Consider the following 25156-nt stretch of genomic DNA (forward strand, 5'->3'; position numbering starts at 1 on the left):
AAACATGGCGCATCATGCCTGACCTGCCTCTTTACCCTTCTTCTTTGCGGTAAATACCTCGGGGGTCCGGGGGCAGCGCCCCCCCCCCCCCCCCCCCCCCCCCCCCCCCCCCCCCCCCCCCCCACCGCGGGACGCAGGCAGCTTGCATGCCCGGTTCAATGCAGCCTGTTTTGACGCGCGTCAAGAAAGGCACATGCCGCCAGTCCCGCGCGCCTTCCCAAAGCAAGACATCCCGTGATCAGATAGCCGCCTGTCGGGGCCTCCCAATCAAGCATTTCGCCTGCGACGAATACGCCCGGCAGTGCCTTCAACTCCAGATCCGGGGTGATCGCGCTGCCCGCTACTCCGCCTGCGGTCGAGATCGCATGTTCAATCTCCATCGGTCCGTCATGACGCAGTATCAGGTTCCTGGCCAAAGCCGCCCAATCATCCGGGTCGTCAGGTCGAGGTTGTCCCCATTCCAGCAACAGCGCCGTTTTGACCGGATCTCCAAGTACCCGGCGCAGCCAGTTCCCGACCGAAAGCTTGCGCCTGGGCCTTCGAAAACGCCCGGCAAGCACCTGATGGTCAAGATCCGGTACCAGATCGATATGGGCCACCTGACCGTCCCGAATCCGGGCGGCGATTTCATAGATGCCGCCGCCTTCGATCCCGTCGCGCGTGATGACCCATTCCCCACGGCTGACCTGTTCTCCGGCACGAAGGGCCACGCCCTTGACGGCCGATCCGAAAAAGCGCGCCATTTCAGGTGACCACGAAACGCGCAGCCCCATATTCGCGGGGCGGAAAGGCGTCATGTCCACCCCCGCCGCGTGCAGGATCGACATCCATGTGCCGTCGGAACCCAGCCGGGGCCAGCTTGCGCCGCCAAGGGCAAGCACGGTGACGGACGGGCGCAGGACCTGTTCGCCTTCGGGGGTAGAAAACCGGAAACCGTCCTGCAAACCCGTCCATTTCCATCTTGTTCGCAGCTCGACCCCGGCCTCGCGCAACCGTGCAAGCCAGTTGCGAAGCAGAGGTGACGCCTTCATGCCTACCGGAAAGACACGCCGGGTCGAGCCGGTAAACAGCTTTGCGCCAAGGCTGCTCGCCCAGTCCATCGCCTCTTGCGGACCGAATGCATCCGGCTGCCCATATCCCAATGCAAAGGCGGCACTGCCGTTGAAATGAGTGGCGAACGCGTCTTCCGGCTCGTTTTTGGTCAGATTCAGCCCCGATTTACCGGCCATCAGAAATTTTCGCGCCGGTGTCGGCATCGCGTCGGCAATGACCACCTGCCGCCCTGCCCCGGCAAGCATTTCGGCGGCCATCAGTCCGGCCGGCCCTGCGCCGATGACCAATGCGTCGGGCCGATTGTTCACCGTCGTCCCCGGCGGTTCATCGCCAGCCGGATCAGGGCACGCTCGACCAGCGCCATTTGCGGGGCGCGGCTTGCGCTGCGCAGGGTCAGGTCGGTGGTCAGCAGCTGGGATATCGCCTCTTCCAGCGGTGCCACGCCCCATTGTTGCGCCTGCCGGGTCATGCGGTCGCGGCGCGGGCCGAACACCGGTGGGCGCATGCGCGACAACCCCGCCCCCGGCCCTTGCGGATCGGCTGCGGCCAGATGCAGCGCCCGGAAATGCCTCAGCGCGGCGATACATAGCGAAACCGGCGTGACCCCCTGCCCCTCGATCCGGCGCATCAGCGGTCCGAACTCGTCCGAGCGCCCCTCGGCCACGACATGAAGCAATTCGTCCAGTTCCGCCTCTATCGTGGCAGGTGTGTTCAGGGCGATCTCGGCAGGCGTCAGCGGCGAGGGATCCCCATATTTGTAAAGTCCGATCTTCTCGATAGTCTGGCGCATATCGCCCGGATCCAGCGCCTGCGCCAATGTCAGAAGATCGCGCATGGCGTCGGGGGGAACCTCTTGCAGGCCGGCGGCTTGCAGCCATTTGCGGATCTCGTCCTCGCCCGGCGGATCGTCATAGATCGGTGCGGCAACCGCCTGTTTATGCGGCTCGAACAATTTGCGCAGAGCCGATGACTTCGCCAATCCTCCGGCGGTGATCACGATAACCGCATCGCCGGGCTGCCATTCCTCCAGGGCGACCCTGATCGCGTCCGTGCCACTGTCGGGAGTATCCTCAACCAGAACGACGCGGGGGCCGGGAAAGAATCCGACTTCCTTGATTGCATCCAGAAGCGCGGCCGGATCTTTCTTCAGGCCCGCTCCGGGCAGGCGGGTGAGGCGCATTTCCTCTTCGGCGTTCTCGCCGGTCAGCGAGGCGATGGCTTCGGCACGTTTAAGCGCAACCCGCATGGCGTCCTGCCCATAGATCAGCAAGGCCGGGCGCGAAGGATCGGGCCGCGCCAGATAGCGGGCGATTTCACCGCCCTTGAGATTCATGGGGCAGATAACGAGGCAGAGGCTGCCAGCAATCTTGTCACCACGTGATCCGCCAGCATTCGGGCCAGACGCTCGCGTGCATCGCGCTCGGCGCTGAGCGTGGCGATCGTGGTGCCCGTGGTCGAGTAAGAGGTGAAACTGCTGACACGGCCAGAGGTCAGCGTGGCGCCGCCGGAACTTTCCTTAAGCGCGAAATCCACCGTGCCGTTCAGGGAATAGCGGGTGGTGATCTCATCGGTGGTAATCGCCTGCGGGACGACGCCGATGCTTATCCGGTAATCGAGATCATAGGAAGCTTCGCCCTCCGGACCGATGCGTTCGGCAAGACGGCGGTTGAAGGCGAATTCCTGATAATCCTGCGGGTCGCGCGGACGGATCTTGCCGAACAGCTTTTTGCCGCCACCATTCGGGCCGTAAACCGGGGTCAGGCCGCAGGCGGACAGCGTCAGTATTCCCAGAATGGCCGTACGTCTGGGTAATGAATTGCGGGGTGCCGTTGTCCCGATGCGCGGCTTTGCTGTGCTTTTGGATGACGGGGTTTTCATCGGGTTCGCCCTATGCAACCACATTGACGATCCGGCCGGGCACCACGATCAGCTTTTTGGGCGCCGCACCGTCAAGGAAGCGCTGCACCGTCTCATCGGCCAGCACCAATGCCTCGATCTGGTCCTTGGGCATATCCTTCGCCACGCTGATTTCGGCCCGGCGTTTGCCGTTGATCTGGACGGGCAGCGTCACGGTGTCATCCTCCAGCAATGCGGGATCGGCCTTGGGCCAGGGTGCATCCACCACCATGCCCTGCCCGCCGGCCTTTGCCCAGACCTCTTCCGCAAGATGCGGCACCATCGGCGCCATGAGCTGCGCCATGATGCGCAATACCTCGCGCCGCGACTCGCCCCCTGCCCCGGATTTTCCTACGGCATTGGCGAGTTCGTACAGTTTGGCCACCGCCTTGTTGAAGGTAAAGCCCTCGATCGCGCGGGTCACATCGGCAATGGCCCGATGCGCTGCGCGGGTCAGGGCAGGATCCTCGCCGCTTTCGGGTGCTTCATCGGCCAGACGCCAGACGCGGGACAGGAACTTATAGGCGGCATCGGCCCCGGCGGCGGTCCATTCCACGTCTCGCTCGGGCGGGCTGTCGGACAGCATGAACCAGCGCGCGGTATCCGCCCCGAAACTGGCGACGATATTCACCGGATCAACGACATTCTTCTTGGATTTCGACATCTTGGCCGAAGGAACGGTCTCGACCAGGGTGCCATCGGCCAGCTTGCCGTCGGTGACATCCTCGGGCAGGTGATAGACCGGGCGGCCGCGTTCATCGAGGGTACGATAAATCTCATGCGTGACCATGCCCTGCGTGAACAGCGCGTCAAAGGGCTCTGACGCGCTTTCCGGCAGATGGCCTGTCTTGACCATCGCGCGGGCGAAAAAGCGGGAATACAGCAGATGCAGGATCGCATGCTCGATTCCGCCGATATATTGATCGACATTCATCCAGTAATCGGCATCCGCCCGGTTGGTTGGCGTATCGGCCCCGGGCGAGGTGAAACGCGCATAATACCATGACGAATCGACGAATGTATCCATCGTATCGGTTTCGCGCCGCGCCGCGCCGCCGCATTTCGGACAGGTCGCATCGCGCCATGTCGGGTGACGGTCCAGCGGGTTTCCGGGCTGATCGAAGCTGACATCCTGCGGCAGCAGCACCGGCAGGTTTTCCTTGGCCTCGGGTACCGTCCCGCATGTGTCGCAATGCACTACGGGAATCGGACAGCCCCAATAGCGCTGCCGCGAAATGCCCCAGTCGCGCAGCCGGAACTTGGTCACGCCTTCGCCCCAGCCCTGCGCTTCGGCAACCGCGATTGCCGCTGTGACCGCGGCCTCGCCCGTCTGTTCGGCCTCGCCGGTGAAACCGCGGACATAGGACACCGGCTCGGATTTCAACGGCACATAGGGCGCCTTTGCGACCAGCGCGTCTGCCTGTTCCAGATCCATCCCTTTTTCGCCGAATGTAGCGGGTATCGGCAGGCCGTATTTCGTGGCGAATTCGTGGTCGCGCTCGTCATGGGCGGGGGATCCGAAAATTGCGCCGGTGCCGTAATCCATCAGCACGAAATTGGCGATCCAGATCGGCAATTCCCAAGACGAATCAATAGGATGGCGCACGGTCAAGCCGGTATCAAAGCCCAATTTCGGTGCGGTTTCTATGGCCTCTTCCGTGGTGCCGATGCTGCGGCATTCCTGAATGAAGGCGGCCACGTCCGGATTCGAGGCCAGCGCGGTGACCAATGGGTGATCCGGCGACAGCGCCACGAAGGATGCGCCCATCAGCGTGTCGGGGCGGGTCGTGTAAACCTCGATCTGATCGAAGCCTTCGGGGGCGTTCACGGTTTCGAACCGGATTTGCAGGCCTCGGGACTTGCCGATCCAGTTCTGCTGCATCAGCCGCACCTTGTCGGGCCAGCCTTTCAACCCGTCGATGGCGTCCAGCAGCTCTTCGGAATAATCCGAGATGCGGAAGAACCATTGCGTCAGTTCCCGCCGCTCGACCGGTGCACCAGAGCGCCAGCCCTTGCCGTCGATCACCTGCTCATTCGCAAGCACGGTCATATCGACCGGATCCCAGTTCACCTGCGCCGATTTGCGGGTAATCAGCCCGGCATCCAGGAAGTCCAAGAACAGCGCCTGCTGCTGCGCGACATAAGCATCATCGCAGGTGGCGAATTCGCGGCTCCAGTCGATGGACAGGCCAAGCGGCTTAAGCTGATCCCGCATGGTGGCGATATTGGCATAGGTCCAGTCACGGGGATGACCGCCCTGCTCCATCGCGGCATTCTCGGCGGGCATGCCGAATGCGTCCCAGCCCATCGGATGCAGCACGCTGAAACCCTGCGCGCGTTTGAACCGCGCCACCACATCGCCCATCGTGTAGTTGCGCACGTGACCCATATGGATCCGGCCCGACGGATAGGGAAACATCTCCAGCACGTAATATTTCGGCCGCTCGTCGCGGATGGCGGTAAAGCATCCGGCATCGGCCCAGGCTTGCTGCCACCGGGACTCGGAGCTGGAGGGATCGTAGGGCATGTCGGACCTCGGGCATTATTCTTTGGCCGCAGGATGTATACGGCAGGCGCGCATTGGTCCAGTGCTGTAGGAGTGCGCGGTTACAGGCCGCTGTCGCGGATGCGCATTTGCCGGGCGCGGGTCAGGATCGCATCCTCGACCGCGCGCACAGTGCCGGGTGCGACGGCAGCGCCGCCCGGCCCTTGCAGCGACAGCTTGAGCGAGCGTGCATCCATGGCAGGATCGCTGATCTGGACCGTTGCCCGATAGGACCTGCCGCCGCCCGGCGGTGTGCCATAGCCGGTCACGATCACGCCGGTGAAGGGATCGACGGACTGGATCGGCAGGAAATTCAGGACTTCGAGGCTGGCATTCCACAGATATTTGTTCACCGCGACCGTGGTGTTTGGATTGCTGCGGTTGCCGAACACGTCCCAGATCGTGGTCTGGCGGGCGCTGGGACGCATATCGGCGCCATAGGCCGACATGTCGTCGCCTCTGGTGGCGCGATTGCCTCCGCATGCAGCCAATCCGACGCAAAGCGCCGTAACGAAAAACAACTGCACGATGCGTGGCGTTTTCATGCGATCCCCCGGATTTTGCCATTCACGGCAGCTTTAGCGCGGATTCCCCCCTAGCGACAAGCGCTTTGGCAAAACCTTGCTTTCACAAAGCGGGGTCACGGCGGGCAAAACAGAAAGGACACGTTGCAACCAGAAACTGTGGCGCTTGTGCATCACAGTCTTCGTTAATCCCCGGCCCAGCCGGCTGATTTCGTTGCATAGCGAAGCTGAAAGTAGGAAACACGATGCATACCCAAGACGGTAATCCGGTTTGGGCATCAGAGAGACAAGAGGGAACATTACCATGAAAAAGGCTCTTATCGCCTCCACAGCGCTGGCATTGTCCGCTGGCTTTGCTGCCGCCGACGTCACCATCTCGGGTTACGGCCGGACCGGTGTGCAGTATTACGAAGACGGTGGACTGACTGACGGCGGCAACGATTCGCAGATCGTTTCGCGTCTGCGGATGAACCTTGACGCGTCGACCTCGACCGACCAAGGCGTTGATTTCGGTGCGCGTTTCCGTCTGCAGTGGGATCAGGGTCACGGTTCGCGTGGGGAAAAAGCGTCGACCAACGCCGGTAAGCTGTACGTTACCTCGAACGGTCTGACCGTCGAGGTTGGTAACGTCGACACCGCGTTCGACTCGAATGGCCTGATCTACGAAACGGAACTTGGTGCATTTGACCGCTCGGTCGGTTTCAGCGACCGCACCGGTTCGTTCTTTACCTATGAATCCGCCGCTTATGACGATGTTGACCGTGTTGGTGTCCGCGTTCTGTACGAGATCGACAACCTGACCGTTCAAGGTTCGTACGTTGATCCCGATCAATCTGGCCATCGCGAAGCAACCTCTGAAGTTATTGATGGCGTTAAATACTTCTATGACGTCGAAGAAGAATACGGTCTGTCGATCGACTATGTCTGGAACGAGCGTCTGGAACTGTCGGCTGCCTATGTCATGAATGGCGCAGGCGTCAAAGACAACGACATCTTCTTCATCGGTGCGCGTTATGCCGTCATGGACAACGCCCGCATCGGTCTGAACTATGTTGACGCCAGCAATGACGGGGTCACCGGTAGCGACGATAATCGTGAGTATGTCGAGCAAGGTAACACCATCGCTATCTATGGCGACTACACCCTGGCTGATGGGCTGACCAACATCGAAGCCTATGTCGCGAACAACGACGCAGAGTGGAACAAAACCGACAACGCTTTCGGTATCGGCGTGAACTACGATCTGGGCGGTGCCCGTCTTGGTGCTTCGCTGCAGCGTGACTACGACGAGCGTGTCACCGCCGACATGGGTGTTCGCTTCGACTTCTGATCGAAACGATCATCGTAAATTGTGAAGAGCGGGCCTTGCGTCCGCTCTTTTCTTTTTGTTTGGTCCTGTCATGGGATTGAATGATATCAAAGGCCGCATTGCCGCGGCAGAAAAGGCTGCGGGGCGTACCCCCGGTGCGGTCACGCTGATCGCTGTCAGCAAGGTGCAACCGCCCGGGCGGGTCGAATCCGTGCTTGAGGCCGGGCAGCGCATCTTCGGCGAGAATTACGTGCAGGAAGCGCAGGGCAAATGGCCCGATTGGCGCGAGCGATTCGAGGGCGTCTCGCTGCATATGATCGGCCCCTTGCAGTCGAACAAGGCAAAGCTGGCCGTGCAGCTTTTCGACGCAATCCATTCGCTGGATCGCATGTCGCTTGCCCGCAAACTGGCCGCGCAGATCGCCGAGCAGCGCAGGGCGCCCGAATTGTTCGTTCAGGTCAATACCGGGGATGAGCCGCAAAAGGCCGGTGTGCTGGCGGATGAACTGCCGGGTTTCCTTGCCTCGTGCCGCGAGCTGGGCCTTTCGCCCGGCGGTCTGATGTGCATCCCGCCGGAAAGCGGCGATCCGGTGCCGCATTTCCGCCTGCTGCGCCAATTGGCTGAGGATAACGGGCTGCCGAATCTGTCAATGGGGATGAGTGCGGATTTCGAAGCCGCAATTGCCGAGGGCGCGACTCATGTGCGCGTCGGTTCGGCGATATTCGGGGCGCGGGATTACGGGTAGCCGGAATCGGGAAGGGGCGCTGCCCCTCTTGGCCTGCGGCCAATTCACCCCGAGGTATTTGGACAAAGAAGAATGTGGCTATTGGCCGGCGAGAGCATTGGGGACGATCAGGCGCGTTCCGGGGATGGCCAGTGCGGCGATCCGAAGCAGGTGAGCGCGAGAGAAGGCGATACAACCTTCTGTGCCGAAGCGGGGGCGGCGCCATTGGTGCAGGAATATCGCCGAGCCCCAACCGGGGATGGCATCGGGCCAGTTCCAGTCGGTGGTCAGGATCAGGTCATAAAGCGGATCGCTGCGGCGCAGGCGCTCGTGGCTGGCGGGCAGGGGCGCGCGGGCGTGATGATTATAGGCCGGATGGCCGGGATCGTCGCACCAGAGATCACCTGGTCCGACAGGGCGCGCCCAGGGGGCAGGGGGCGCCAGCCGGTCGGGGCGATACCACAGGCCGGTGATATGCAGAATACCGGCGGGCGTAGCCCCGTCGCCCTCGCGTTTATGCGTGGTGATGCCGGTCTTGCCGATGCTGCACGGGAATATCCGGCCCAGAAAGCGGATGCCACGCGGGGTAAGGACCATATCTTGCCGCGTCACAGCAGATGCCCCGATTTCAGAGCCTTGGTGTCGAGGTAATCGGTATTGAACCGGTTGCGCGGGGTGATCAGGGGGACGCGTTCGGAAACCTTGATCCCCTGACCTTCCAGCATCGCTACCTTGCGCGGGTTATTGGTCATGAGTCGCACAGCATCAAAGCCCAGACGCCGCAGCAGGGCCGCACCGATCCGGAAATCCCGTTCGTCATCCTCGAATCCCAGCCGGTGATTCGCCTCGACCGTGTCAAAGCCCTGATTTTGCAGATCATATGCGCGCATCTTGTTGGCAAGTCCGATGCCGCGCCCTTCCTGATTGAGGTAAAGCAGCACGCCGGCGCCCTGCTGACCCATTGCCGTCAGGGCGGATTGAAGCTGCGGGCCGCAATCGCATTTCAGGCTGCCCAGCACATCACCGGTAAAGCAGGCGGAATGCAGCCGGGTGAGAACGGGTTGATCGCGGGGCGGATCGCCGATCTCGATGGCGTAATGTTCGGTTCCGCCGTCGTCGGGCCGGAAGATATGCAGGCGCGAACGCTCTGCCGACAGCAGCGGAAGCCGGGCCGCGGCGACCGGCGCAACGGCGGCTTCGCTTGCAAGTTGGGCCAGCATCGGTCCGGCCGCCAGTGTCGTCAGGCCGGGCAGGGGGGGCGAAGCGATCATCAGCATTGCGGGCAGAAGCTGGGCCGATTTGGCAAGCGCCAATGCTGCCTTGTGATCCTGAACCTCTCCGTCGCGCAGGGTTTTCAGAGGGCCTTTCATCGGCGTCATCAGATCGCCGGCTGGATCGGCAAGCGCCCTGAGCCATGCAAGATCGCCGTCATCGGGCACGATCACCCGCGCCAGCCCGTCATCATAGACGCGGGCTTTCAGTGTTTCCGCCCGACGCGCGGTCAGTGCGAGAACCGGCTGGCCCAGTGCCCGCATGTCGGAAAGCCGCGTCGGCGAAAGCGACTCGACCGCTGCGACGATATGGTTGCCGATCACGACAGGCAGGCCCATGCGCAGATCGGCACGGGCGCGGGATATGGTTTCGGCAAGGGTCGGGATCAGGCTCATGGCTGGCGATTATTGAAACATTCTGAAACATAATGGCCCCATACCGACAATTCCATGTGAGAATTCATTGATCCCTCTGGACGGAACCGGGGCCTGTCCCCACTCCTTTGCGCAATAGCGTGAAGGAGGCAACATGCCCGGACTAAAAAAAATATTGCTTGTCGATGATGAGGAAGACCTGCGCGAGGCTTTGGCCGAGCAATTGGCGGCGACCGATGAATTCGAAGTGATCGAAGCCGGGACCGGTGCCGAGGCGGTGGATGCCACCCGGAACGCCATTTACGATCTGGTCATTCTTGATGTGGGCCTTCCCGATACCGATGGCCGCGAGCTGTGCAAGAAGCTGCGCAAGCTGAATGTCAAATGCCCGGTCGTCATGCTGACCGGACATGATACCGATGCGGATACGATTCTTGGTCTTGACGCCGGGGCGAATGACTATGTGACCAAGCCGTTCAAGTTCCCGGTCCTGCTGGCCCGTCTGCGGGCGCAGTTGCGGACGCATGAGCAATCCGAGGATGCGATTTTCCAGCTTGGGCCCTATACGTTCAAGCCGGCGATGAAGATGCTGATTGACCAGAAGGACCGCAAGATCCGTCTGACCGAGAAAGAAACCAATATCCTCAAGTTCCTGTATCGCGCACAGGATGGTGTGGTGCCGCGCGATGTCCTGCTGCATGAGGTCTGGGGCTATAATGCCGGCGTCACGACGCATACGCTTGAGACACATATCTATCGTCTGCGCCAGAAGATCGAGCCCGATCCCTCGAATGCGCGCCTGCTGGTCACCGAATCCGGCGGCTATCGGCTGATTGCCTGAACAGGATTCCGAAACTTGGAATCAGAAGGGGCCCGGGGTCATGCCGGGCCTTTCGGTTTTCACAAAACAGTGTGAATCCCCCAGACGAGCGGAATCGTGGAACCTAACCCGGCAGGATGCGTTGGTGATAGGAAGTTATCGTCCACGGTTGTGGGCATACCTTCTTTCTCTCTCTGATGCCCCGGTGCCTTGTGCACCGGGGTTATTTCATTACCGGGCGGTCGCGGCTGCAGGATTTTATCGGGAACCCGGATCGCTTTCCGGAGTTGATCAGGCAGCAGCACGGAGGGCTTCATTGTGAACTATATATTCGGGATCATTATTTTCGTGCTGGATGTTCTGGCGATTGCGTCGATCATCAATACGAATGCCAGCACCGGCACAAAAATCCTGTGGATTGCCATTATTGTCATTCTGCCGGTTATCGGGCTGATCATCTGGTATTTTGCCGGACCGAAATCCAATATATCGCTTTAACGGCATTATCGGCGCAGATAGACGTAATAGGCGCCCTCTCCTCCATGCCTGTAATGCGCGGCGGTGACCTGCTGCACCACCGGGGCCAATGGTGTCCTGTGCAGCCAATGCGGCACCTGGTGGCGAAGTGCGCCGGGGCGGGTCGGTAAAGGGCCGTGATCGCCACGACCCTTGCCGGTAATCACCAGAACCAGCCGCAATCCATTCGCATGGCAGGACAGGACGAACCGCATAAGTTCGGGTTGTGCCTGTGCAAGCGTCATGCCATGCAGGTCAAGCCGCGCTTCCGGGCGCATCTTGCCCTGTGTCATCCGCTTGTAGGCCTTGGCGTCCATGCGTGGGGCGGCATCGGCCAGCCATTCGGCGGGGCTTTGTACCCTGACACTGGCAGGATTGGAGGGAAGTGAGGATTGGCCGACCCTGAACCGCGGAAAAGCCGCCGGCGTCGTGGCAGCTTTTTCAGATAGGGGAAGGGTCGTCTCTTCCCGGTGGGATTCTGCGGGTTTTCCGGGCGGGTGCAACGCCTTGGCGCTGCGGGCGATACGGGACCATAATTCCCGTTCGTCCGGCGTAAGTCCCCTGCGCCGCGCCGCCATTTCAGCCAGTCGCGACCAACTGCCAGTTCGGATCGTCCTGACCCATTCCGCGGCTGAAGGTCCAGACGTCCCGCTGCTTGCGCGGAGCCTTGGGATCGCCCTCGATCACCACGCCCTCGGAATCGCGGGTTACCACGATAATTTCGGCAAGGAACCGCACCGACAATTCAGCCGTGCCTGTCGCCTTGTCGAATTCCGCGCTGGCGACCGAGATTTCGCGCGTGCCCAGATACTGAGCCTCGACCTTCTGTCCCTGTTCGTTGCGGGTATCGATGACCGATTGGAATGCGTTGGCCACCTCATCCGCAAGGAACGGACGAATCTCGGAAATATCGCCGCGTTCGAATGCCAGAAGGATCATCTCATGCGCGGATTTCGCGCCGCTCAGAAACTCCCGGACGGAAAACGAAGGCTCGGCATGTTTCATCGCGATCAATGCGTGTGCGGCAGGGCTGTCGGCTTCGACATGGTCAAGGATATCATGGTCAAGTTCGACTGCGCTGTCGTCGATAACCTCGAAATTCCGGCGATCCGACTGCGCGGGTTCCGATTTCGGAGGTTCATAGCCGTCACGCGTGCCCAGCACATTGCGCAGCCGCAATATCAGAAAAATTGCGATCGCGGCCAGAACAAGCAGCTGGATCATCGGGTTGGACATGCAGGGAACCTCAATTCTATGCGCATATGTTGGTATCTTCGGCCTCGATCATTATGTAGGGGCTGAGGCGGGGCAAGTCCAGTTATCGACCCGTCCGGAAAGGGAAAGCATATGTGGTTATTCGCACTGTTTCTGGCAGTTCCGCTGATCGAGATCGCACTGTTCATACAGGTCGGCGGTCTGATCGGACTTTGGCCCACGCTTGGCATCGTGATTCTTACGGCAGTGGCCGGTATGTCGCTGATGCGCAGCCAGGGCGCGAAGGCATGGAATGATGTGAACCGAAGCTTTGGCGAATTGCGTGATCCCGGCCGGCCGCTGGCGCATGGCGTGATGATCATGTTTGCCGGCATGCTGCTGGTGCTGCCCGGCTTCTTTACCGACAGCCTTGGTCTGGCGCTTCTGGTGCCCGGTATACGCGAACTTGTCATGCGCTGGATCGCCAGCCGCATTCAGGTGTCCCGCGTTCAAATGAGAGGCCGGCCGGAGCCGCATCGCCCTCCGTATAACGATGGCGTGATCGATGGCGATTTCGTGGTCGAGGACGAATCGCAGGATCATGCGCCCATGCCGCCGGATGTTTCACCGGGGGAAAACCGCAATCGCGGCAACTCTGGCTGGACGCGGCATTGAGGCGGACACGCAGTGCTGTTAAAAGCGGCCTGAGTTTTTCAGAGAGGTTTGAATAATCCTATGGCCGAAGACAATCAGTCGAACGGCGCTGCCCCGAACAGTCAGCCGCAACAGCAAGTGAAGATGCAAATTCTGGCGCAATATATCCGCGATTTGTCTTTCGAGAATGCGGTTGCCCAGAAGGGCGCTCCAACCGGTGACGTGCAACCTGAAATTACCGTGCAGGTCAGCCTGGACGCCCGCAAGCGTAATAATGACAACCAATATGAAGTCATTTCGAAATACCGCGTGAAATCGACCAACAAGGGCGACGGTCAAACTCTGTTCCTGATCGAGCTGGATTATGGCGGTGTATTCCACATCGAGGGGGTTCCCGAAGATCAGCTTCATCCTTTCCTGATGATCGAATGCCCGCGCATGATGTTCCCATTTTCGCGCCGGATCGTCTCGGACCTGACGCGCGACAGTGGTTTCCCGCCGTTCAACATGGACCCGATCGATTTCGTCCAGCTTTACCGCCAGGAACTTGCCCGTCGCGCACAACAACAAGCCGAGTCTTCCGCCAAGGAACAGCAATCCTCGTCCTGAGGAGGGTTTTCAATGGCCGTCCGGCAAAGTCGCGCCTGGCAGCGAATGCTTTCCGGGCGCCGCCTTGATCTTCTTGATCCCACTCCGGTCGATATCGAGATCGAAGATATCGCGCATGGGCTTGCATTTGTCGCGCGTTGGAATGGCCAGACGCGCGGCGACTGGCCCTATTCCGTTGCCGAGCATTCTCTTCTGGTCGAGCAGATTTTTGATCGTCTTGAACCGGGTTCGGATCCCAATTGGCGGCTGGCCGCCCTGCTGCATGATGCGCCCGAATATGTGATTGGCGACATGATTTCCCCGGTCAAGGCAGCATTGGGCGAGGAATATGGCGATATGGATGAACGCCTGACGATTGCCATTCACCGCCGATTCGGTCTGCCGGGCTATATTCCATTACCGATCAGGAAGCGGATCAAATCCGCAGACCGGATTTCGGCGCGGCTTGAGGCGGTCCAGATTGCCGGCTTCACTGTTGGCGAGGCGCGGAAACTGTTTCCGATCAGAAACGGGGCGCTTTTGGACGAGTTTGAAATAAAACCCCGCCCACCTGCGGAAGTGCGGACGGAGTTTCTGGACAGGTTTTCCCGCTTGCTTGACAAGGTAGACAGGGCAAAGCCGGGAAAATGACGGGTTACGTCTGAACGATTTTCCGGATCAGATGGCCAGATCGTCCAGGGATTTACCCTTTTCAAGATGCTCGGCGACCCAACGAGGCTTACGGCCGCGGCCGGTCCAGGTCATCGTCGGATCTTCGGGATTCGCATATTTCGGCGCAATGGTTCCGGCACGCTTCGGTTTGCTGCCGACCAGTTCGGCAAGGTTGAAGCCATATTCACGAGCGGTACTTTCGATTGCGGAAAGTGCTTCGCGCCGTTTACGATCTTCGTAAGAATTTGTGGCGCGTTCTACCTTGGCTTGAAGTTCACGCAACTCCTTAAGCGACAGCTTATCTAACTCGATATCCATTCGTTTTTTTCCATTCGTACAGGATTTACTCTTAATCCTATACTATAGGAATAAAGATATAGAGAAGCGTAATATATTAGCGTGGGCCGCGCTTGGCAAGAATTCGCTGTAGTGTTCTTCTGTGCATATGTAAACGGCGCGCAGTTTCACTTACATTCCGGTCGCATTGCTCAAAAACTCTTTGAATATGTTCCCATCTAATACGATCCGCAGACATCGGATTATTGGGTGGAGGCGGTAAAACATCTTTTGTTGAAAGAAGCGCTGCCGTTACGTCATTCGCATCCGCGGGTTTGGCAAGATAATCAATTGCTCCCATTTTTACAGCCGCGACGGCTGTTGCGATGGCGCCATAACCTGTCAGAACGATAATGCGGGCATCCGGACGGCGCTCTCTCAACTGATCCACGACATCAAGCCCGTGCCCATCCTCCAGCCGAAGATCGATAACGGCGTAAGCGGGGGGTTTGTCGGCGATAATCCGCTCGGCTTCTGTGACGCCAAGCGCTGTCAGTGGCTGGAAACCCCGCTTTTCCATAGCCCGGCCAAGCCGGGTTACGAAAATCTCATCGTCATCGACCAGCAATAGCGAGGGGTCTGGCCCGATTTTGTTCGAGTTAAATTCTACCATGCCAGCCCCTTTATCACAGCGAATTGACTCCGGCGAGTCGCGTAGAGCCGATCTGTAGACTATGACGCTGCCTGGATAAAGCAAGCGGCACTATCCGCGATCTCTTCGGGTGACTTGTTACGGTCAAAGAATTCAACAGTTTCGTTGCCGGGCATAATCAGATAGGTATTCGTCATGTGGTCGACGAGATAATATTCATTATCCTCCTGGTTGTTAAGCTTGTAGTAATTTCTCCAACCTTTGTTGACCGCGGCAATTTCCTCTTGGGTACCTGTCAGGCCGATCATATCGCCGGGAAATGAGTCGGTGAAATCCGCAAGAACTTCAGGCGTGTCTCTGTCAGGGTCGACGGTAATGAAAACAGTTTGCAATTCGATACCGCGTTCTTTCAGGATTTCAGCGGCTTCGGCATTTCGGGCGCTATCCAACGGGCAAACATCCGGGCAATAAGTATAACCGAAATAAAGCAGGGATGGTTTCGAGAAAACCTCCTGATCGGTTACCTGCTCATCTTTTTGATTGCGTAGGGTAAAAGAGGTGCCGAAATTGTCCAATCCGCCGGCAACATTGCTGGCGACGCAATCCGCGTAATTGCCTCCGGAGCCGCTTGACAGATATATTCCGCCAGAGACAAGTGCCACCACGGCAACGGCACCTCCGATTATCAGGTCTTTCCGAACGGCCATCTGTTTGCTCCTGCTCGGGTTTCATTCGCGCATTGATCGCCAATCCTGCGCCGGGTATCAAGATAACTCATTGTCGCAGCGGAAAGCGCCATGTCCCAGACAGAGTCTTTGAGTATCGGCGATCAGGTTCCGCATTCAGAGCCTATACGCATGCGTACTCTGGCGTTATTGCGCTGGTTCGCGATTGCCGGGCAACTGGCGGCGGTGGTTACGGCGTCGGCGATGGGTATGCAATTCCCGATCATATGGGCGTTGGTCCTGATCGCAATCGCCGGAGTCATGAATCTATGGCTGTTTTTGCAGGTTCCTACCCGGATTTCGCCCAATAGCGCCGTTCTTCAATTGCTGTTCGACGTCGCGCAGATCTCGGCTTTGCTGGGCCTGACCGGTGGATTGGCCAATCCGTTCGCGCTTCTGGTTCTGGCACCGGTCACGATTGCGGCAACAGCGCTTAACGCCCGCCATACATTCGCATTGGGACTGGCGACCGTCGCCCTGATCACCCTGTCCGCCGTTCTGGCCATCCCCGTTCGTTATCCCGACGGAGATATGATGCTTCTGGATCCCCTGCTTCAGATCGGTCACTGGCTTGCGTTGATTATCGGCGTGTTCTTTTTCTCGGGCTATGCGCATCGCGTCACGGCCGAATTATCCGCCACCTCGAACGCGCTGTTCGCGACGCAGATGGCCCTCGCGCGAGAGCAGCGGTTGCAGCATCTAGGGGGCGTGGTTGCCGCGGCGGCGCATGAAATGGGAACACCACTGGCAACGATCAAGCTGGTCACATCGGAACTGATCGACGAGTTGGGAGACCGGCCCGAACTGTCGCCTGATCTTAACGCATTGCGCGACTCGGCCGATCGCTGCGCATATATCCTGCGCAGTATGGGAAGGGCAGGGAAGGACGATCTTCTGCTGCATTCCGCGCTTCTAAGCGCGATGCTTGAAGATGCCGTGGGGCCACATGGTGATCGTGGCCCGGCGGTTGAAATCCATGCGCCGGATATAAGTGTCCGCCGCGATCCGGCGGTGATTCACGCGCTGCGCAATCTGATCCAGAATGCTGTCGATTTCGCCAGTAAACGAGTTCAGATAGAGGCCGAACATGACAGCGAAACCCTGACTGTCACGATCAAGGATGACGGGCCGGGCTATCCCGGCAGCCTGCTTTCGCGGATCGGCGATCCCTATCTGACGAGTCGCCGAGGCGGAGCGCAGCGCCAGGGATATGATGGTATGGGGCTGGGCTTGTTTATCGCCAAGACCCTGCTCGAGCGGTCGGGGGCCCGGCTGGAATTCTCGAATGGCGGGCCCGGTGCGGTGGTCCGGGTCACATGGCCGCTGGAGCGTTTGAAAACCGACAGCCGGGCGATCCTTGGCGAAAACCCTCATCACCCGGCCGATCCCTGAATTTTAGGCTTGCGGAATTAAAATACCCGTTATAGTTGTGCTTCTTTTCCCGAGGAACGGTTGCGTGGACGATGTTACGTTCTTGATTATCGGCTTATCCCTGATTTGCGGCGCGCTGTCCGTCATAGCGGGGCTGGCATTGATCCGGCTTTGGGAGCGCGGGCGCCATCCGGCGGCGCAAGCTGCCGCAAGTGATGTTTCAAAGCGGAAAATCCCCACGGTATTCCTGTTCAAAGGCACGGATCTGCTTGATGCAACGGAACCCGCTCGTCATTGGCTGGGGCGAAGCGGCATGCCCGGAACCGAATGGCAGCAGGTGCGGAACTGGATTGAAGCGCATTTCCCGCAGGCAAGGGGGCTTGCGGCCGGTGGTGATTTTACCTGTACCGACCTGTCTACCCGGATCAGTCCCGACGGCGACGAAATTCGCCTTTTGATTGAAAGCCCCGGCGAGAACCTGACCCGCGTCACCTTGGCCCCGGCGAATCCCGGTAGTGGCGACGGCAACGACATCATGTCCCGATATGCCATGGAAGACGAGCTTGCCGTGCTGCGTCAGGCTTTCGACAACGCGCCATCGTTGCTGTGGCGGCAGGACCCGTCCGGGCGTATTACATGGGCGAATGCCTCTTATCTGTCGCAGGTCAGGAAAATCACAGGCAAGGAACCCGGCTGGCCGATGCTGCATCTGTTTGATTTGCCCGATAACGGAGCCAAAAGTTGCCGCGCCAAGCTGGTCTCTGGGGATGAGACCTTGTGGTTTGATTGCCGGCGTCACGATGTTGGGCAGGATACGATGTTTTTCGCCGCCTCCGCCGATGCCGCCGTGCGCGCCGAAAGGTTTCTGCGCGAATTCGTGCAGACCCTGACCAGAACATTTGCCACCTTGAGCACCGGCTTTGCGATATTCGACCGGCAACGCAATTTGCAGCTATTCAATCCTGCGATCATTGATCTGACCGGTATCCGGGCAGATTTTCTGGCATCGCGTCCGACGCTTGCGGATTTCCTTGATCAGCTGCGCGAATTGCGGATGGTGCCCGAGCCAAAGGATTATCCAGGCTGGCGCCGCCGGATCAATAACCTGGAAAGCGCGGCGGCGAATGGCCATCATCTTGAAGAATGGTCATTGCCCTGCGGTCGGGTTTTCCGTGTGCAGGGCAGCCCGCATCCCGATGGCGCTATCGCATTGCTGTTCGAGGATATCACTTCCGAGATCGTGATAAGGCGGGAATACCGGGAAAAGCTGGCATTGAACAAGACGGTACTGGACCAGCTCGACGATTCCCTGGCTGTATTCGGGCCGGACGGGAAGCTGGTGCTGTCCAATCGCTCATACCGGGATAACTGGAGCAATGAGGCATCGGCGGCACATGACGCATTGCGCCGCAGTTTTCTGAATCCGGGTATAGAGCCCGATGAATGCGGCGGCAGCATACCCGGCCCGGCAGGCCAGCAGATCGGGTGGAGCATCTCGCAGGTCAGCGGCGGCTGCCGGATGCTGCGATTCCATGCCGCCTGACGATATGCCGGGGAAAGCCGTATCCCGCCCAGCAAAGCTTCGGCAGGCTTCAGTAATCGCGCTCGAAAAAGATGCCGATGGTGCTTTCGCCGTCGCTGGCGACCGAACCCCGGGTCCGCAGAGTATTCGAAATATCCATATTCAGGCTTAGGGCGCTTTTGCCGTCGTCGCCGACCGATACATCGGTATAAACTTTGTCCGTCAGGTATTTGCCGGCCCGGACCGATACATTGCCCTCGTCATCGGTTGCCAGATCCAGATCGTCCAGGCCAACTTGCTTGCGCAGCCGTCCGACGATTCCGTCACCCGCGCGCCCGGCCAGAACCGCAATCGCATTCGCAAGCTGGGCCGCCTGCAATGGGCTGATATTGTCGATGCCGCGCCCGAACAGCAATTGCGACAGCACCTCTTCTTCCGGCATTTCGGGCGAGGATTCGAATTTGATATCGGGATCGCGGACGTCGCCGTCGATGATGATACGGGTCGTGACACTGTTTTCCAGTGTCTCGGCAACAAGCCGGATCACCGGGACCATGCTGCCCTGCAACTCGACAAGCCCCTCGGTCAGATCAAACCGTTTGCCAAGAAGATCCACCCGGCCCCTTATCATTTCCAGATGGCCGATCGGGATGACATTGCGGGTGGTGCCGGTGACCTGTAGTTCCCCGCCCATTTCGGCATCCACGCCCCGGCCGCGGATGAATACCTGATTGGGGGCACTGATCATCAGATCCAGCCGTGGCGGATTGGTCGGCGGCGTGGCCGGAGGCCCGCCCAGCCCGGCCTCTTGCGAGGCGGGGCCGCCATAGGGTTCAAGCCCTGCCTTCGCTCTGGTCGAGCGCGGGGGCCGCGTGTCACCGATATGCTTGATTTCGGGAATTGCCTTTGCGCCCCCCAAACCGGTCGAGGGGATGCGAATTTCCGCCTTCTCCACGTCCACACGTCCCGAGATCAGTGGGCCATCGGCATTGCGCCCGGCAAAGCGGACATTTCCGGAAATCATGATTTCGTAAAGATTGGGGTCGCGGGCGACGACATCGTCCAATGTCACCTCAAGATCCACCGTGCCGTTCCGAATATCGACCGGACCGTTCACCGCGATCCGCCCGCCGGCCTCCATATTCCCGGCGGCATCTACCACGATCCGGCCATTCTGCAGATCGGCGGTCACATCCAGCCCCTCAATCCGCATGCCCAGACCCGGCTCGGCGACTTCACCGCCGCGCAGGGTCACCTGACCGCTGATGGCTTCCAGCGACGGTCGGCCGCTGATCCGCAGATCGGCTGTGACCGGGCCCTGAATGCTGCGTGTCCGGATGAAACTGTTGGCGATAGAGGCATTGGTGTCGCCATTGATACCAAGATCCATGGTCGAGAAATCACGCGCCGCCGACCCCGAAATCCGGAGACTCGTATTACCCGGCGCGGTCACATCAAGATCGGCGATGAAATTCTGAGCGGTTTCTTGTATGGTTCCGGTCAGGCTGACAGGTCCCGGAAAACCGGGCTGGATCAGTGCCAGATCGTTCAGTCTTGCATCGACATTCAATGCCTGCGCGGGATCTCCGCTTGCGCCGATCTGGATTTGCGGATTCGAGACATCCAGTTTTTGCAGGGAAATTCCCGCATCGGATTGGGTCGCGGCAATATCGAAATTCGTCTGTCCGCGCAGGACCGCATCGGCCTTTTCCTGCCCGACCGAAAGATTGCTTGCCGATCCGTTGGCATTAATGCGGCGCGTGCCGCCCTGTTCGACAAGCGTTGCCTGCGCCGAAACCGCTCCGCCGAATCCCTGTCCGACAAAACCAAGATCGCTTGCGTCAACCGTCGCGGAAAGATCCGTCGCGCCCTTGCCGATCTTGCCGGTCGCTTCTGCTGCCAGACGGGGGTTCTCGATCTGCGCCTGTTCGATGTCGAAAACCCCGTCACGTTCGGTCCCGATGACGCGCAGGCGTGTTTCTCCGCTTAAGGCGTTGTCGACCTGCGCCTGACCAAAGGCAAGATCCTGCCCGGTGCCGTCGACTTCCAGTCGCCGCGCGCCATCACCGGTTTCCTTCAAGACGGCATTGGCACTTAGCGAGCCATGCCAACCGGCAATCAGCGGTTCAAGCGCCGAGATGTCCACATCAGCGGAAATATCGGTGACGCCTTCGCCATAGGTTCCCGAAGCGGTCGCGTCGATCTGTTCATTCTTCAGTCCGACATCGCGCAAGGTGATGATGCCGTCCTTCTCTTCGGCCTTCACGCGCAGATTGGTGGTGCCCGTAGATGCCACATCGGTGCCCTGCTGGCCAAAGCCCAGATCTTCGCTTGTCCCGGTCAGATCGACAAAGCGGATGCCGTCCTTCTCGTTCAGAAGGGCGGTGGCGTTCAGATCGCCGGTCCAGTCGGGGTTGAGCGCGGCCAGATCGGGAATCGCGATGTCGGCTGTTGCGTCCAATGCGCCAGCGGCGAAATTGCCCTTGGCCTCGGCATTGATCTGCGGGTTCGAGAACCGGAAATTCTCGACCTGAAACCCGTTCTCGACCTGTCCGGCCAGCACCGTCAGGCTGGTTTTTCCGCTTAGCGCCCGATCCAGCATCTCGATCCCGAGTTGCAGATTGTCCGCCTCGCCTCTTAGGGAAACCTGCCTTGCGCCATCCGCCCCGGTCAGTTTCGCCTCGGTCTCGACAGAGCCCTGGAAGTCGCCGCCAAGCTGGTCCAGTGCGGGCATCGAGATCTGCGCGGTGACATCGCTTGAATCGCTGTTCAGATAGCCTTGCGCATTCGCAGTCAGTCCTTGTCCGTTGATCGAAAGATCGCGAAGTTCGATGCCGGTTTCGTCCCGCCGACCCGAAAGCAGGATGCGCGACTGCCCGGCAAGAAGCCGGTCAAGCTGTTCCTGATCGACGGTGATATCCGTGCCCCGGACCGCTGCATCGATATCGAAAGCTTTGGTCAGCACGGTGTAATAGCCCGAGATCGAAGCATCGGCGCGCCCTGACAGGGGACGGCCGGCAAGGGTCGAGAGCCGGTCGAGATCCTCGTATCGTGCCTGCATGTCCATCGACAGCATCAGCCCGCCGGTCAGGTCGGACAGAAGACTGTAGCCCGACAGCCCGTAATCCGATCCGTTCACCTGCAATTCGCTGACCTCCAGTTGACCCTTGGCATAGGTGAACACGGCATTGCCGGTAATGGCTTCGCCGATGGCCTGCGCAAGCCCGGGATCCGCGAACTCCATCTGCCTGCCGCCGAAATCCAGTCCGCCCGTGATCTCGGACAGGGCGCCTGCCTCGTTCATGACCACCTGGCCCGAACCGTCAAGCGTCAATGCGCCGATCTTGACATCCCCCTGATCAAGCTGGCCGACACGGCCCGCCAGGGTCCAGCCCTCTCCTTCGGCGGCGTCATATTGCAGTTCCAGCATCCCGGAATCGACGGTGGTATCGCCGCCTGCGCCGGGCAGTTTGACGGGCAGCTCGCTTGCCTCTGCATCCCGGCCAAGCGCCAGCAGCAGCTTTGCGCTTTGCGGCGCGCCCTTTTCATTGGTGGTCACCGATCCCGAAAGATTCAGGGCATCCGTATCGATCATGAGTTCCGGCACGTTCAGCCGTCCGCTGTCACCGCGCCAGCCATCGGCGACAAGCTGGGTATCCGGGCCGAAGAACGTCCGGTCATCGGGCGGCAGAAGCGAGGCGACATCGCCGCCAAGTTCCAGCCGGAATGCCCGTCCCGGCTCACCGTCGGCAGAGCTTTCGGCACTGATCGAGGCATTGCCCGTCACCCGTGGCTGGCCATTGGTGGCAAGCCGCAGATCCGCGGTGAAACCGTCCAGCGGTCCCTCGCCGCTGATTTGGGCGGTGACCGATGGCTTGTCATACAGATCGACCAGATTGACCAGCAACCCGTCCTTGGCCTCGTCCAGCGACAGGTTCAGTGACAGGTTCTTGGTTTCATTAATATATCCGGCGCTCAGAACAAATTCGCCCCGCGGCCCGTCAAGCCGCTTGATATTCAGATCGGCGTTACCCTCGCCACCGGCAAGGCTCATGCTGCCTGCCATGGAAATGGCGGCGGGAAGGCCGATGACGGGTTCGCCCAACTCGACCCTGTCGGCCCGGATTGTGTCGATATTCACCGAAACCGGCAGTTCCGGCAGCGCGAATTCCTTGGCTTCGGCCTTGGGCTTGCCGTCTTCGCCGGTGCCGGGCAGGCGGGGCAGCAGGATCTCGCTGGCCGAAAGTTCGGCGATCTCGATCCGTCCGACCAGCAGCGCAGACCGGTTCCACTGGATCGCTCCGTTATTCAATGTCAGCCAGGTGCCTTCATCATCGGCGATGATAAGCTGTTCGAATGTCGCGCGAGAGGACAGGGCGCCCTTGAACCCCCGAATAACGACCTGCCGCCCCGCTCCGGACAGGTTTTTCTCAAGGAGCGAGGTCAGGAAGCCGCGGTCATCCTCGGCCTGCTCGGACAATTCGGCGGCACTTTGCGCCAGCACCGCGAGCGGAAGAAAAATAGCGAAAAGAAAGATTACAAGCCTGCGCATCAGAATGCCTGTCCAAGGCCAAGGTAAAGCTGCACACCGTCGCCAGTGTCGCCTCCGACCGGTCCCGCGATATCGAAACGCAGGGGCCCGATCGGAGTGTTATAACGGATTCCGGCGCCCGCACCCGAATGCCAGTCGCTGTTGCCGCCGAATCCGGACTCTGCCCAGACCTTGCCATAGTCGGCGAAGAAGACAACCCCCAGATTTTCACCGAACTGCCAGCGAAGCTCGGCGTTAAGCACGGCGGTGCTCATCCCGCCGGTCTTGATCCGCTCGTCAGGTCCGGGAATTTCCCTTACGCCAAGCGACTCGTATGGCTGGCCACGGACGGTTCCGCCCCCGCCGGAATAGAACAGATAGTCGCGTGGCGTGCGTTCGATCTCGGTTCCTGCCACGGTTCCGATTTTCGCCCGGCCCGCCAGCGTGAACTTGTCATCTTCGCCCAGCGAATAGAAGCCCCGCGCCTCGCCCAGCGCCCTGACGCCCGATCCGGTCTCTTCGAAGCCCCTGAATGGCGTGACCTCGGCCGAAAGATAAAAGCCCCGCTTGGCATTGTTCGGTTCGTCGCGCATGTCCCATATGGCCTCCATGGGAAGCGCCAGCACCCGGAAATCGGTCTCGCCATTGGCATCGGTGACCCGCGAGGTTTCGTATTCGATCGCGATATCGGCGGTAAGCTCGTCGCTGAAAATATGGTTGAAACCAACACCGATGGTCAGATTGTCGGAATCGTATTCCTCTTCCCGCATCCTTTCCAGCTTGGTCTCGGTATAGGCGGTTGTGTCCGGGGTGATCGTGGCGGGCCGGTCGAGGCGGAATTTCAGTTCCTCGTCGCGCCCGCTGACATCCGATCCCATATCGGAAATTTTACCGTCGATCCGCAGCCGCTCGCCGCCGCCCAGAATATTGCGATGCATCCAATAGGCCGAGACCATTGCGCCATCGGTATTCGACAATTCGAACCCGGCGCCGATCCTGTGGGGTTTCTGCTCGACCACGGCAAGGCTGACATCCATGCTGTTATCCGGCCCAAGCTGTTCGGCCTCTTCGATCGTCGTGGCCGAGAATACGCCCGTGCGGCGAAGCCTTTTGCGCATTGTTTCCAGATCTTCGGGATCGAACCGCTGCCCGGTCGGGAAGCCCGCGATCTTGTGGAGCCTGCGCGGATTCATGCGGCTATAGCCGGAAATATGCAAATCGCCGAAGGTGACGGCCGGGCCGGGTTCAAGCCCGATCTGGCTGTCCACGGTATTGCTGTTGTGATCCGCCACGATCTCCTGGCTGCCGACATCGGCTTTGGCATGGCCGTATTCCCGCCAGGAATCCACCGCGGACAGCGCCTCGGACTTGATCACGCCGGTTCCCGCCGGTTCGCCGCGCCGATAGTCGTTCGAGGGTTGTGCTCCGGGGGCCAGCGGGCCGATGGCCGCGCGGGAAAAGGCGAATTCCGGCCCGGGATCTATGGTGACGACAACCGACCGGACAAGTTCTGGCGCATCCAGTGGGGCGATCTCGGCAGCTTCCACGCCGTCAAGCTTGATATCGATGACTGCGGAATAATGCCCTTCGTCATACAGCGCACCCAATATCCGGGCGTAATCGCCACGAGCAGCCGCCAGCAGATCCTGCCCGGTGATCCGATCCTCGGCCAGTGCACTGGACAAAAGCGATGTGTTTTTGATCATGCGTTCGATTCGGCCGTCATCCCCGGCAACCCGGAAATCAAGGGAAACGGGGCTGTCGCTGTCTTCGTCGCCGCCGAAAAGCCCGGAAAACGGATTCGAGGATTGCGCGTGGACCATCCCGCCAATACCCAAAGCTGTAAGGCCTATCAGAATAGCCTTCAGATATGCCCGCATCGCGTTGTCCCCGCCCTCGGATTTCTGGGGGTATTTGAACAGGAATAGACCCGGAGAT

23 protein-coding genes are annotated in these 25156 nt (G+C 59.9%); 9 read left to right on the plus strand and 14 right to left on the minus strand.

Annotation, left to right across the window (positions count from 1 at the left end; all coding sequences use genetic code 11):
- Positions 1-155 precede the first annotated feature (155 nt).
- From Q0601_RS13280 to Q0601_RS13300, 5 genes are all read right to left on the minus strand, one after another.
- Positions 156-1361, minus strand: coding sequence for a BaiN/RdsA family NAD(P)/FAD-dependent oxidoreductase (locus Q0601_RS13280; RefSeq protein ID WP_305290324.1), 1206 nt, complete (start codon positions 1359-1361; stop codon positions 156-158).
- A complete protein-coding gene (gene holA / locus Q0601_RS13285; RefSeq protein WP_305290325.1) occupies positions 1358-2386 on the minus strand; it encodes a DNA polymerase III subunit delta in 1029 nt (342 codons plus the stop codon). The genes Q0601_RS13280 and holA overlap by 4 nt, the downstream gene beginning before the upstream one ends.
- Positions 2383-2931, minus strand: a complete 549-nt coding sequence (gene lptE, locus Q0601_RS13290) for an LPS assembly lipoprotein LptE (RefSeq protein ID WP_305290326.1) — start codon at positions 2929-2931, stop codon at positions 2383-2385. The genes holA and lptE overlap by 4 nt, the downstream gene beginning before the upstream one ends.
- A 10-nt stretch (positions 2932-2941) precedes the next feature.
- Entirely contained in the window at positions 2942-5476 is a 2535-nt protein-coding gene (gene leuS / locus Q0601_RS13295) for a leucine--tRNA ligase (RefSeq protein ID WP_305290327.1), read from the minus strand.
- Between the two features lie 80 nt (positions 5477-5556).
- Complete coding sequence (locus Q0601_RS13300) at positions 5557-6039, minus strand: DUF3576 domain-containing protein (RefSeq protein WP_305290329.1); 483 nt, start codon at positions 6037-6039, stop codon at positions 5557-5559.
- A 283-nt stretch (positions 6040-6322) separates the two neighbouring features.
- Between Q0601_RS13300 and Q0601_RS13305 the strand changes: the two genes are divergently transcribed.
- Together Q0601_RS13305 and Q0601_RS13310 are read left to right on the plus strand one after the other, a co-directional pair.
- A complete protein-coding gene (locus tag Q0601_RS13305) occupies positions 6323-7348 on the plus strand; it encodes a porin (protein ID WP_305290330.1) in 1026 nt (341 codons plus the stop codon).
- 70 nt (positions 7349-7418) lie between these two features.
- Positions 7419-8072, plus strand: a complete 654-nt coding sequence (locus Q0601_RS13310) for a YggS family pyridoxal phosphate-dependent enzyme (protein ID WP_305290331.1) — start codon at positions 7419-7421, stop codon at positions 8070-8072.
- A gap of 78 nt (positions 8073-8150) precedes the next feature.
- Here Q0601_RS13310 and Q0601_RS13315 read toward each other — a convergent pair whose 3' ends face one another.
- Together Q0601_RS13315 and ribA are read right to left on the minus strand one after the other, a co-directional pair.
- Positions 8151-8648, minus strand: coding sequence for a L,D-transpeptidase family protein (locus Q0601_RS13315; RefSeq protein WP_370656135.1), 498 nt, complete (start codon positions 8646-8648; stop codon positions 8151-8153).
- 11 nt (positions 8649-8659) lie between these two features.
- A complete protein-coding gene (gene ribA / locus Q0601_RS13320; RefSeq protein WP_305290335.1) occupies positions 8660-9718 on the minus strand; it encodes a GTP cyclohydrolase II in 1059 nt (352 codons plus the stop codon).
- A gap of 133 nt (positions 9719-9851) precedes the next feature.
- Between ribA and Q0601_RS13325 the strand changes: the two genes are divergently transcribed.
- Both Q0601_RS13325 and Q0601_RS13330 read left to right on the plus strand, forming a co-directional pair.
- Entirely contained in the window at positions 9852-10538 is a 687-nt protein-coding gene (locus tag Q0601_RS13325; protein ID WP_119750860.1) for a response regulator transcription factor, read from the plus strand.
- Between the two features lie 297 nt (positions 10539-10835).
- A complete protein-coding gene (locus Q0601_RS13330; protein ID WP_119750861.1) occupies positions 10836-11015 on the plus strand; it encodes a PLDc N-terminal domain-containing protein in 180 nt (59 codons plus the stop codon).
- A gap of 5 nt (positions 11016-11020) precedes the next feature.
- Here the strand turns inward: Q0601_RS13330 and Q0601_RS13335 are convergent, their stop codons facing one another.
- Together Q0601_RS13335 and Q0601_RS13340 are read right to left on the minus strand one after the other, a co-directional pair.
- Positions 11021-11611 carry a Smr/MutS family protein gene (locus Q0601_RS13335; RefSeq protein ID WP_305290337.1) on the minus strand — a complete coding sequence of 197 codons (591 nt, stop codon included), beginning with the start codon at positions 11609-11611 and terminating at the stop codon, positions 11021-11023.
- Position 11612: 1 nt separating this feature from the next.
- Positions 11613-12269 (minus strand): Tim44/TimA family putative adaptor protein, encoded by a 657-nt coding sequence (locus Q0601_RS13340; RefSeq protein WP_305290338.1) that lies wholly within the window; start codon positions 12267-12269, stop codon positions 11613-11615.
- A gap of 111 nt (positions 12270-12380) precedes the next feature.
- On the opposite strand from Q0601_RS13340, the gene Q0601_RS13345 reads away from it, so the two are divergent.
- From Q0601_RS13345 to Q0601_RS13355, 3 genes are read left to right on the plus strand one after another with little or no spacing between them, the layout of a single operon-like run.
- Positions 12381-12902 (plus strand): FxsA family protein, encoded by a 522-nt coding sequence (locus Q0601_RS13345; RefSeq protein WP_305290339.1) that lies wholly within the window; start codon positions 12381-12383, stop codon positions 12900-12902.
- 60 nt (positions 12903-12962) lie between these two features.
- Positions 12963-13490: a protein-export chaperone SecB gene (secB, locus tag Q0601_RS13350; RefSeq protein WP_119750865.1), complete on the plus strand. Its 528-nt coding sequence runs from the start codon at positions 12963-12965 to the stop codon at positions 13488-13490.
- Between the two features lie 12 nt (positions 13491-13502).
- Positions 13503-14120, plus strand: coding sequence for an HD family hydrolase (locus tag Q0601_RS13355; protein WP_305290340.1), 618 nt, complete (start codon positions 13503-13505; stop codon positions 14118-14120).
- 27 nt (positions 14121-14147) lie between these two features.
- On the opposite strand, the gene Q0601_RS13360 is transcribed toward Q0601_RS13355, so the two are convergent.
- The 3 genes from Q0601_RS13360 to Q0601_RS13370 all read right to left on the minus strand — a co-directional run bounded on the left by Q0601_RS13360 (position 14148) and on the right by Q0601_RS13370 (position 15776).
- Complete coding sequence (locus Q0601_RS13360) at positions 14148-14459, minus strand: H-NS histone family protein (protein WP_119750867.1); 312 nt, start codon at positions 14457-14459, stop codon at positions 14148-14150.
- Between the two features lie 76 nt (positions 14460-14535).
- Positions 14536-15090: an ActR/PrrA/RegA family redox response regulator transcription factor gene (locus Q0601_RS13365; RefSeq protein ID WP_305290406.1), complete on the minus strand. Its 555-nt coding sequence runs from the start codon at positions 15088-15090 to the stop codon at positions 14536-14538.
- A gap of 59 nt (positions 15091-15149) precedes the next feature.
- Positions 15150-15776: an SCO family protein gene (locus tag Q0601_RS13370; RefSeq protein WP_305290341.1), complete on the minus strand. Its 627-nt coding sequence runs from the start codon at positions 15774-15776 to the stop codon at positions 15150-15152.
- Positions 15777-15866: 90 nt separating this feature from the next.
- Between Q0601_RS13370 and Q0601_RS13375 the strand changes: the two genes are divergently transcribed.
- On the plus strand, positions 15867-17186 hold the full coding sequence (locus Q0601_RS13375; RefSeq protein WP_305290342.1) for an ActS/PrrB/RegB family redox-sensitive histidine kinase: 1320 nt from the start codon (positions 15867-15869) through the stop codon (positions 17184-17186).
- 64 nt (positions 17187-17250) lie between these two features.
- Positions 17251-18708 carry a PAS-domain containing protein gene (locus tag Q0601_RS13380; RefSeq protein ID WP_305290343.1) on the plus strand — a complete coding sequence of 486 codons (1458 nt, stop codon included), beginning with the start codon at positions 17251-17253 and terminating at the stop codon, positions 18706-18708.
- A 49-nt stretch (positions 18709-18757) separates the two neighbouring features.
- Here the strand turns inward: Q0601_RS13380 and Q0601_RS13385 are convergent, their stop codons facing one another.
- The gene (locus tag Q0601_RS13385) at positions 18758-23239 is read right to left on the minus strand and encodes a translocation/assembly module TamB domain-containing protein (protein WP_305290345.1); all 4482 of its coding nucleotides are present in this window, start codon (positions 23237-23239) and stop codon (positions 18758-18760) included.
- On the minus strand, positions 23239-25098 hold the full coding sequence (locus Q0601_RS13390) for an autotransporter assembly complex protein TamA (protein ID WP_305290346.1): 1860 nt from the start codon (positions 25096-25098) through the stop codon (positions 23239-23241). Before Q0601_RS13390 ends, Q0601_RS13385 begins: the two co-directional genes overlap by 1 nt.
- Between the last annotated feature and the right edge of the window lie 58 nt (positions 25099-25156).

The organism is Paracoccus wurundjeri (assembly GCF_030678915.1).
GTDB classification, from domain to species: domain Bacteria; phylum Pseudomonadota; class Alphaproteobacteria; order Rhodobacterales; family Rhodobacteraceae; genus Paracoccus; species Paracoccus onubensis_A.

Coding starts and splice junctions, on each gene's coding strand:
- Q0601_RS13365 (WP_305290406.1), bottom strand. CDS start 15,090: ATGGTAGAATTTAACTCGAACAAAATCGGGCCAGACCCCTCGCTATTG.
- Q0601_RS13305 (WP_305290330.1), top strand. CDS start 6,323: ATGAAAAAGGCTCTTATCGCCTCCACAGCGCTGGCATTGTCCGCTGGC.
- Q0601_RS13310 (WP_305290331.1), top strand. CDS start 7,419: ATGGGATTGAATGATATCAAAGGCCGCATTGCCGCGGCAGAAAAGGCT.
- Q0601_RS13360 (WP_119750867.1), bottom strand. CDS start 14,459: ATGGATATCGAGTTAGATAAGCTGTCGCTTAAGGAGTTGCGTGAACTT.
- Q0601_RS13340 (WP_305290338.1), bottom strand. CDS start 12,269: ATGTCCAACCCGATGATCCAGCTGCTTGTTCTGGCCGCGATCGCAATT.
- Q0601_RS13345 (WP_305290339.1), top strand. CDS start 12,381: ATGTGGTTATTCGCACTGTTTCTGGCAGTTCCGCTGATCGAGATCGCA.
- Q0601_RS13370 (WP_305290341.1), bottom strand. CDS start 15,776: ATGGCCGTTCGGAAAGACCTGATAATCGGAGGTGCCGTTGCCGTGGTG.
- leuS (WP_305290327.1), bottom strand. CDS start 5,476: ATGCCCTACGATCCCTCCAGCTCCGAGTCCCGGTGGCAGCAAGCCTGG.
- Q0601_RS13385 (WP_305290345.1), bottom strand. CDS start 23,239: ATGCGCAGGCTTGTAATCTTTCTTTTCGCTATTTTTCTTCCGCTCGCG.
- secB (WP_119750865.1), top strand. CDS start 12,963: ATGGCCGAAGACAATCAGTCGAACGGCGCTGCCCCGAACAGTCAGCCG.
- Q0601_RS13325 (WP_119750860.1), top strand. CDS start 9,852: ATGCCCGGACTAAAAAAAATATTGCTTGTCGATGATGAGGAAGACCTG.
- Q0601_RS13390 (WP_305290346.1), bottom strand. CDS start 25,098: ATGCGGGCATATCTGAAGGCTATTCTGATAGGCCTTACAGCTTTGGGT.
- lptE (WP_305290326.1), bottom strand. CDS start 2,931: ATGAAAACCCCGTCATCCAAAAGCACAGCAAAGCCGCGCATCGGGACA.
- Q0601_RS13315 (WP_370656135.1), bottom strand. CDS start 8,648: ATGGTCCTTACCCCGCGTGGCATCCGCTTTCTGGGCCGGATATTCCCG.
- Q0601_RS13355 (WP_305290340.1), top strand. CDS start 13,503: ATGGCCGTCCGGCAAAGTCGCGCCTGGCAGCGAATGCTTTCCGGGCGC.
- Q0601_RS13375 (WP_305290342.1), top strand. CDS start 15,867: ATGTCCCAGACAGAGTCTTTGAGTATCGGCGATCAGGTTCCGCATTCA.
- Q0601_RS13300 (WP_305290329.1), bottom strand. CDS start 6,039: ATGAAAACGCCACGCATCGTGCAGTTGTTTTTCGTTACGGCGCTTTGC.
- holA (WP_305290325.1), bottom strand. CDS start 2,386: ATGAATCTCAAGGGCGGTGAAATCGCCCGCTATCTGGCGCGGCCCGAT.
- ribA (WP_305290335.1), bottom strand. CDS start 9,718: ATGAGCCTGATCCCGACCCTTGCCGAAACCATATCCCGCGCCCGTGCC.
- Q0601_RS13335 (WP_305290337.1), bottom strand. CDS start 11,611: ATGGCGGCGCGGCGCAGGGGACTTACGCCGGACGAACGGGAATTATGG.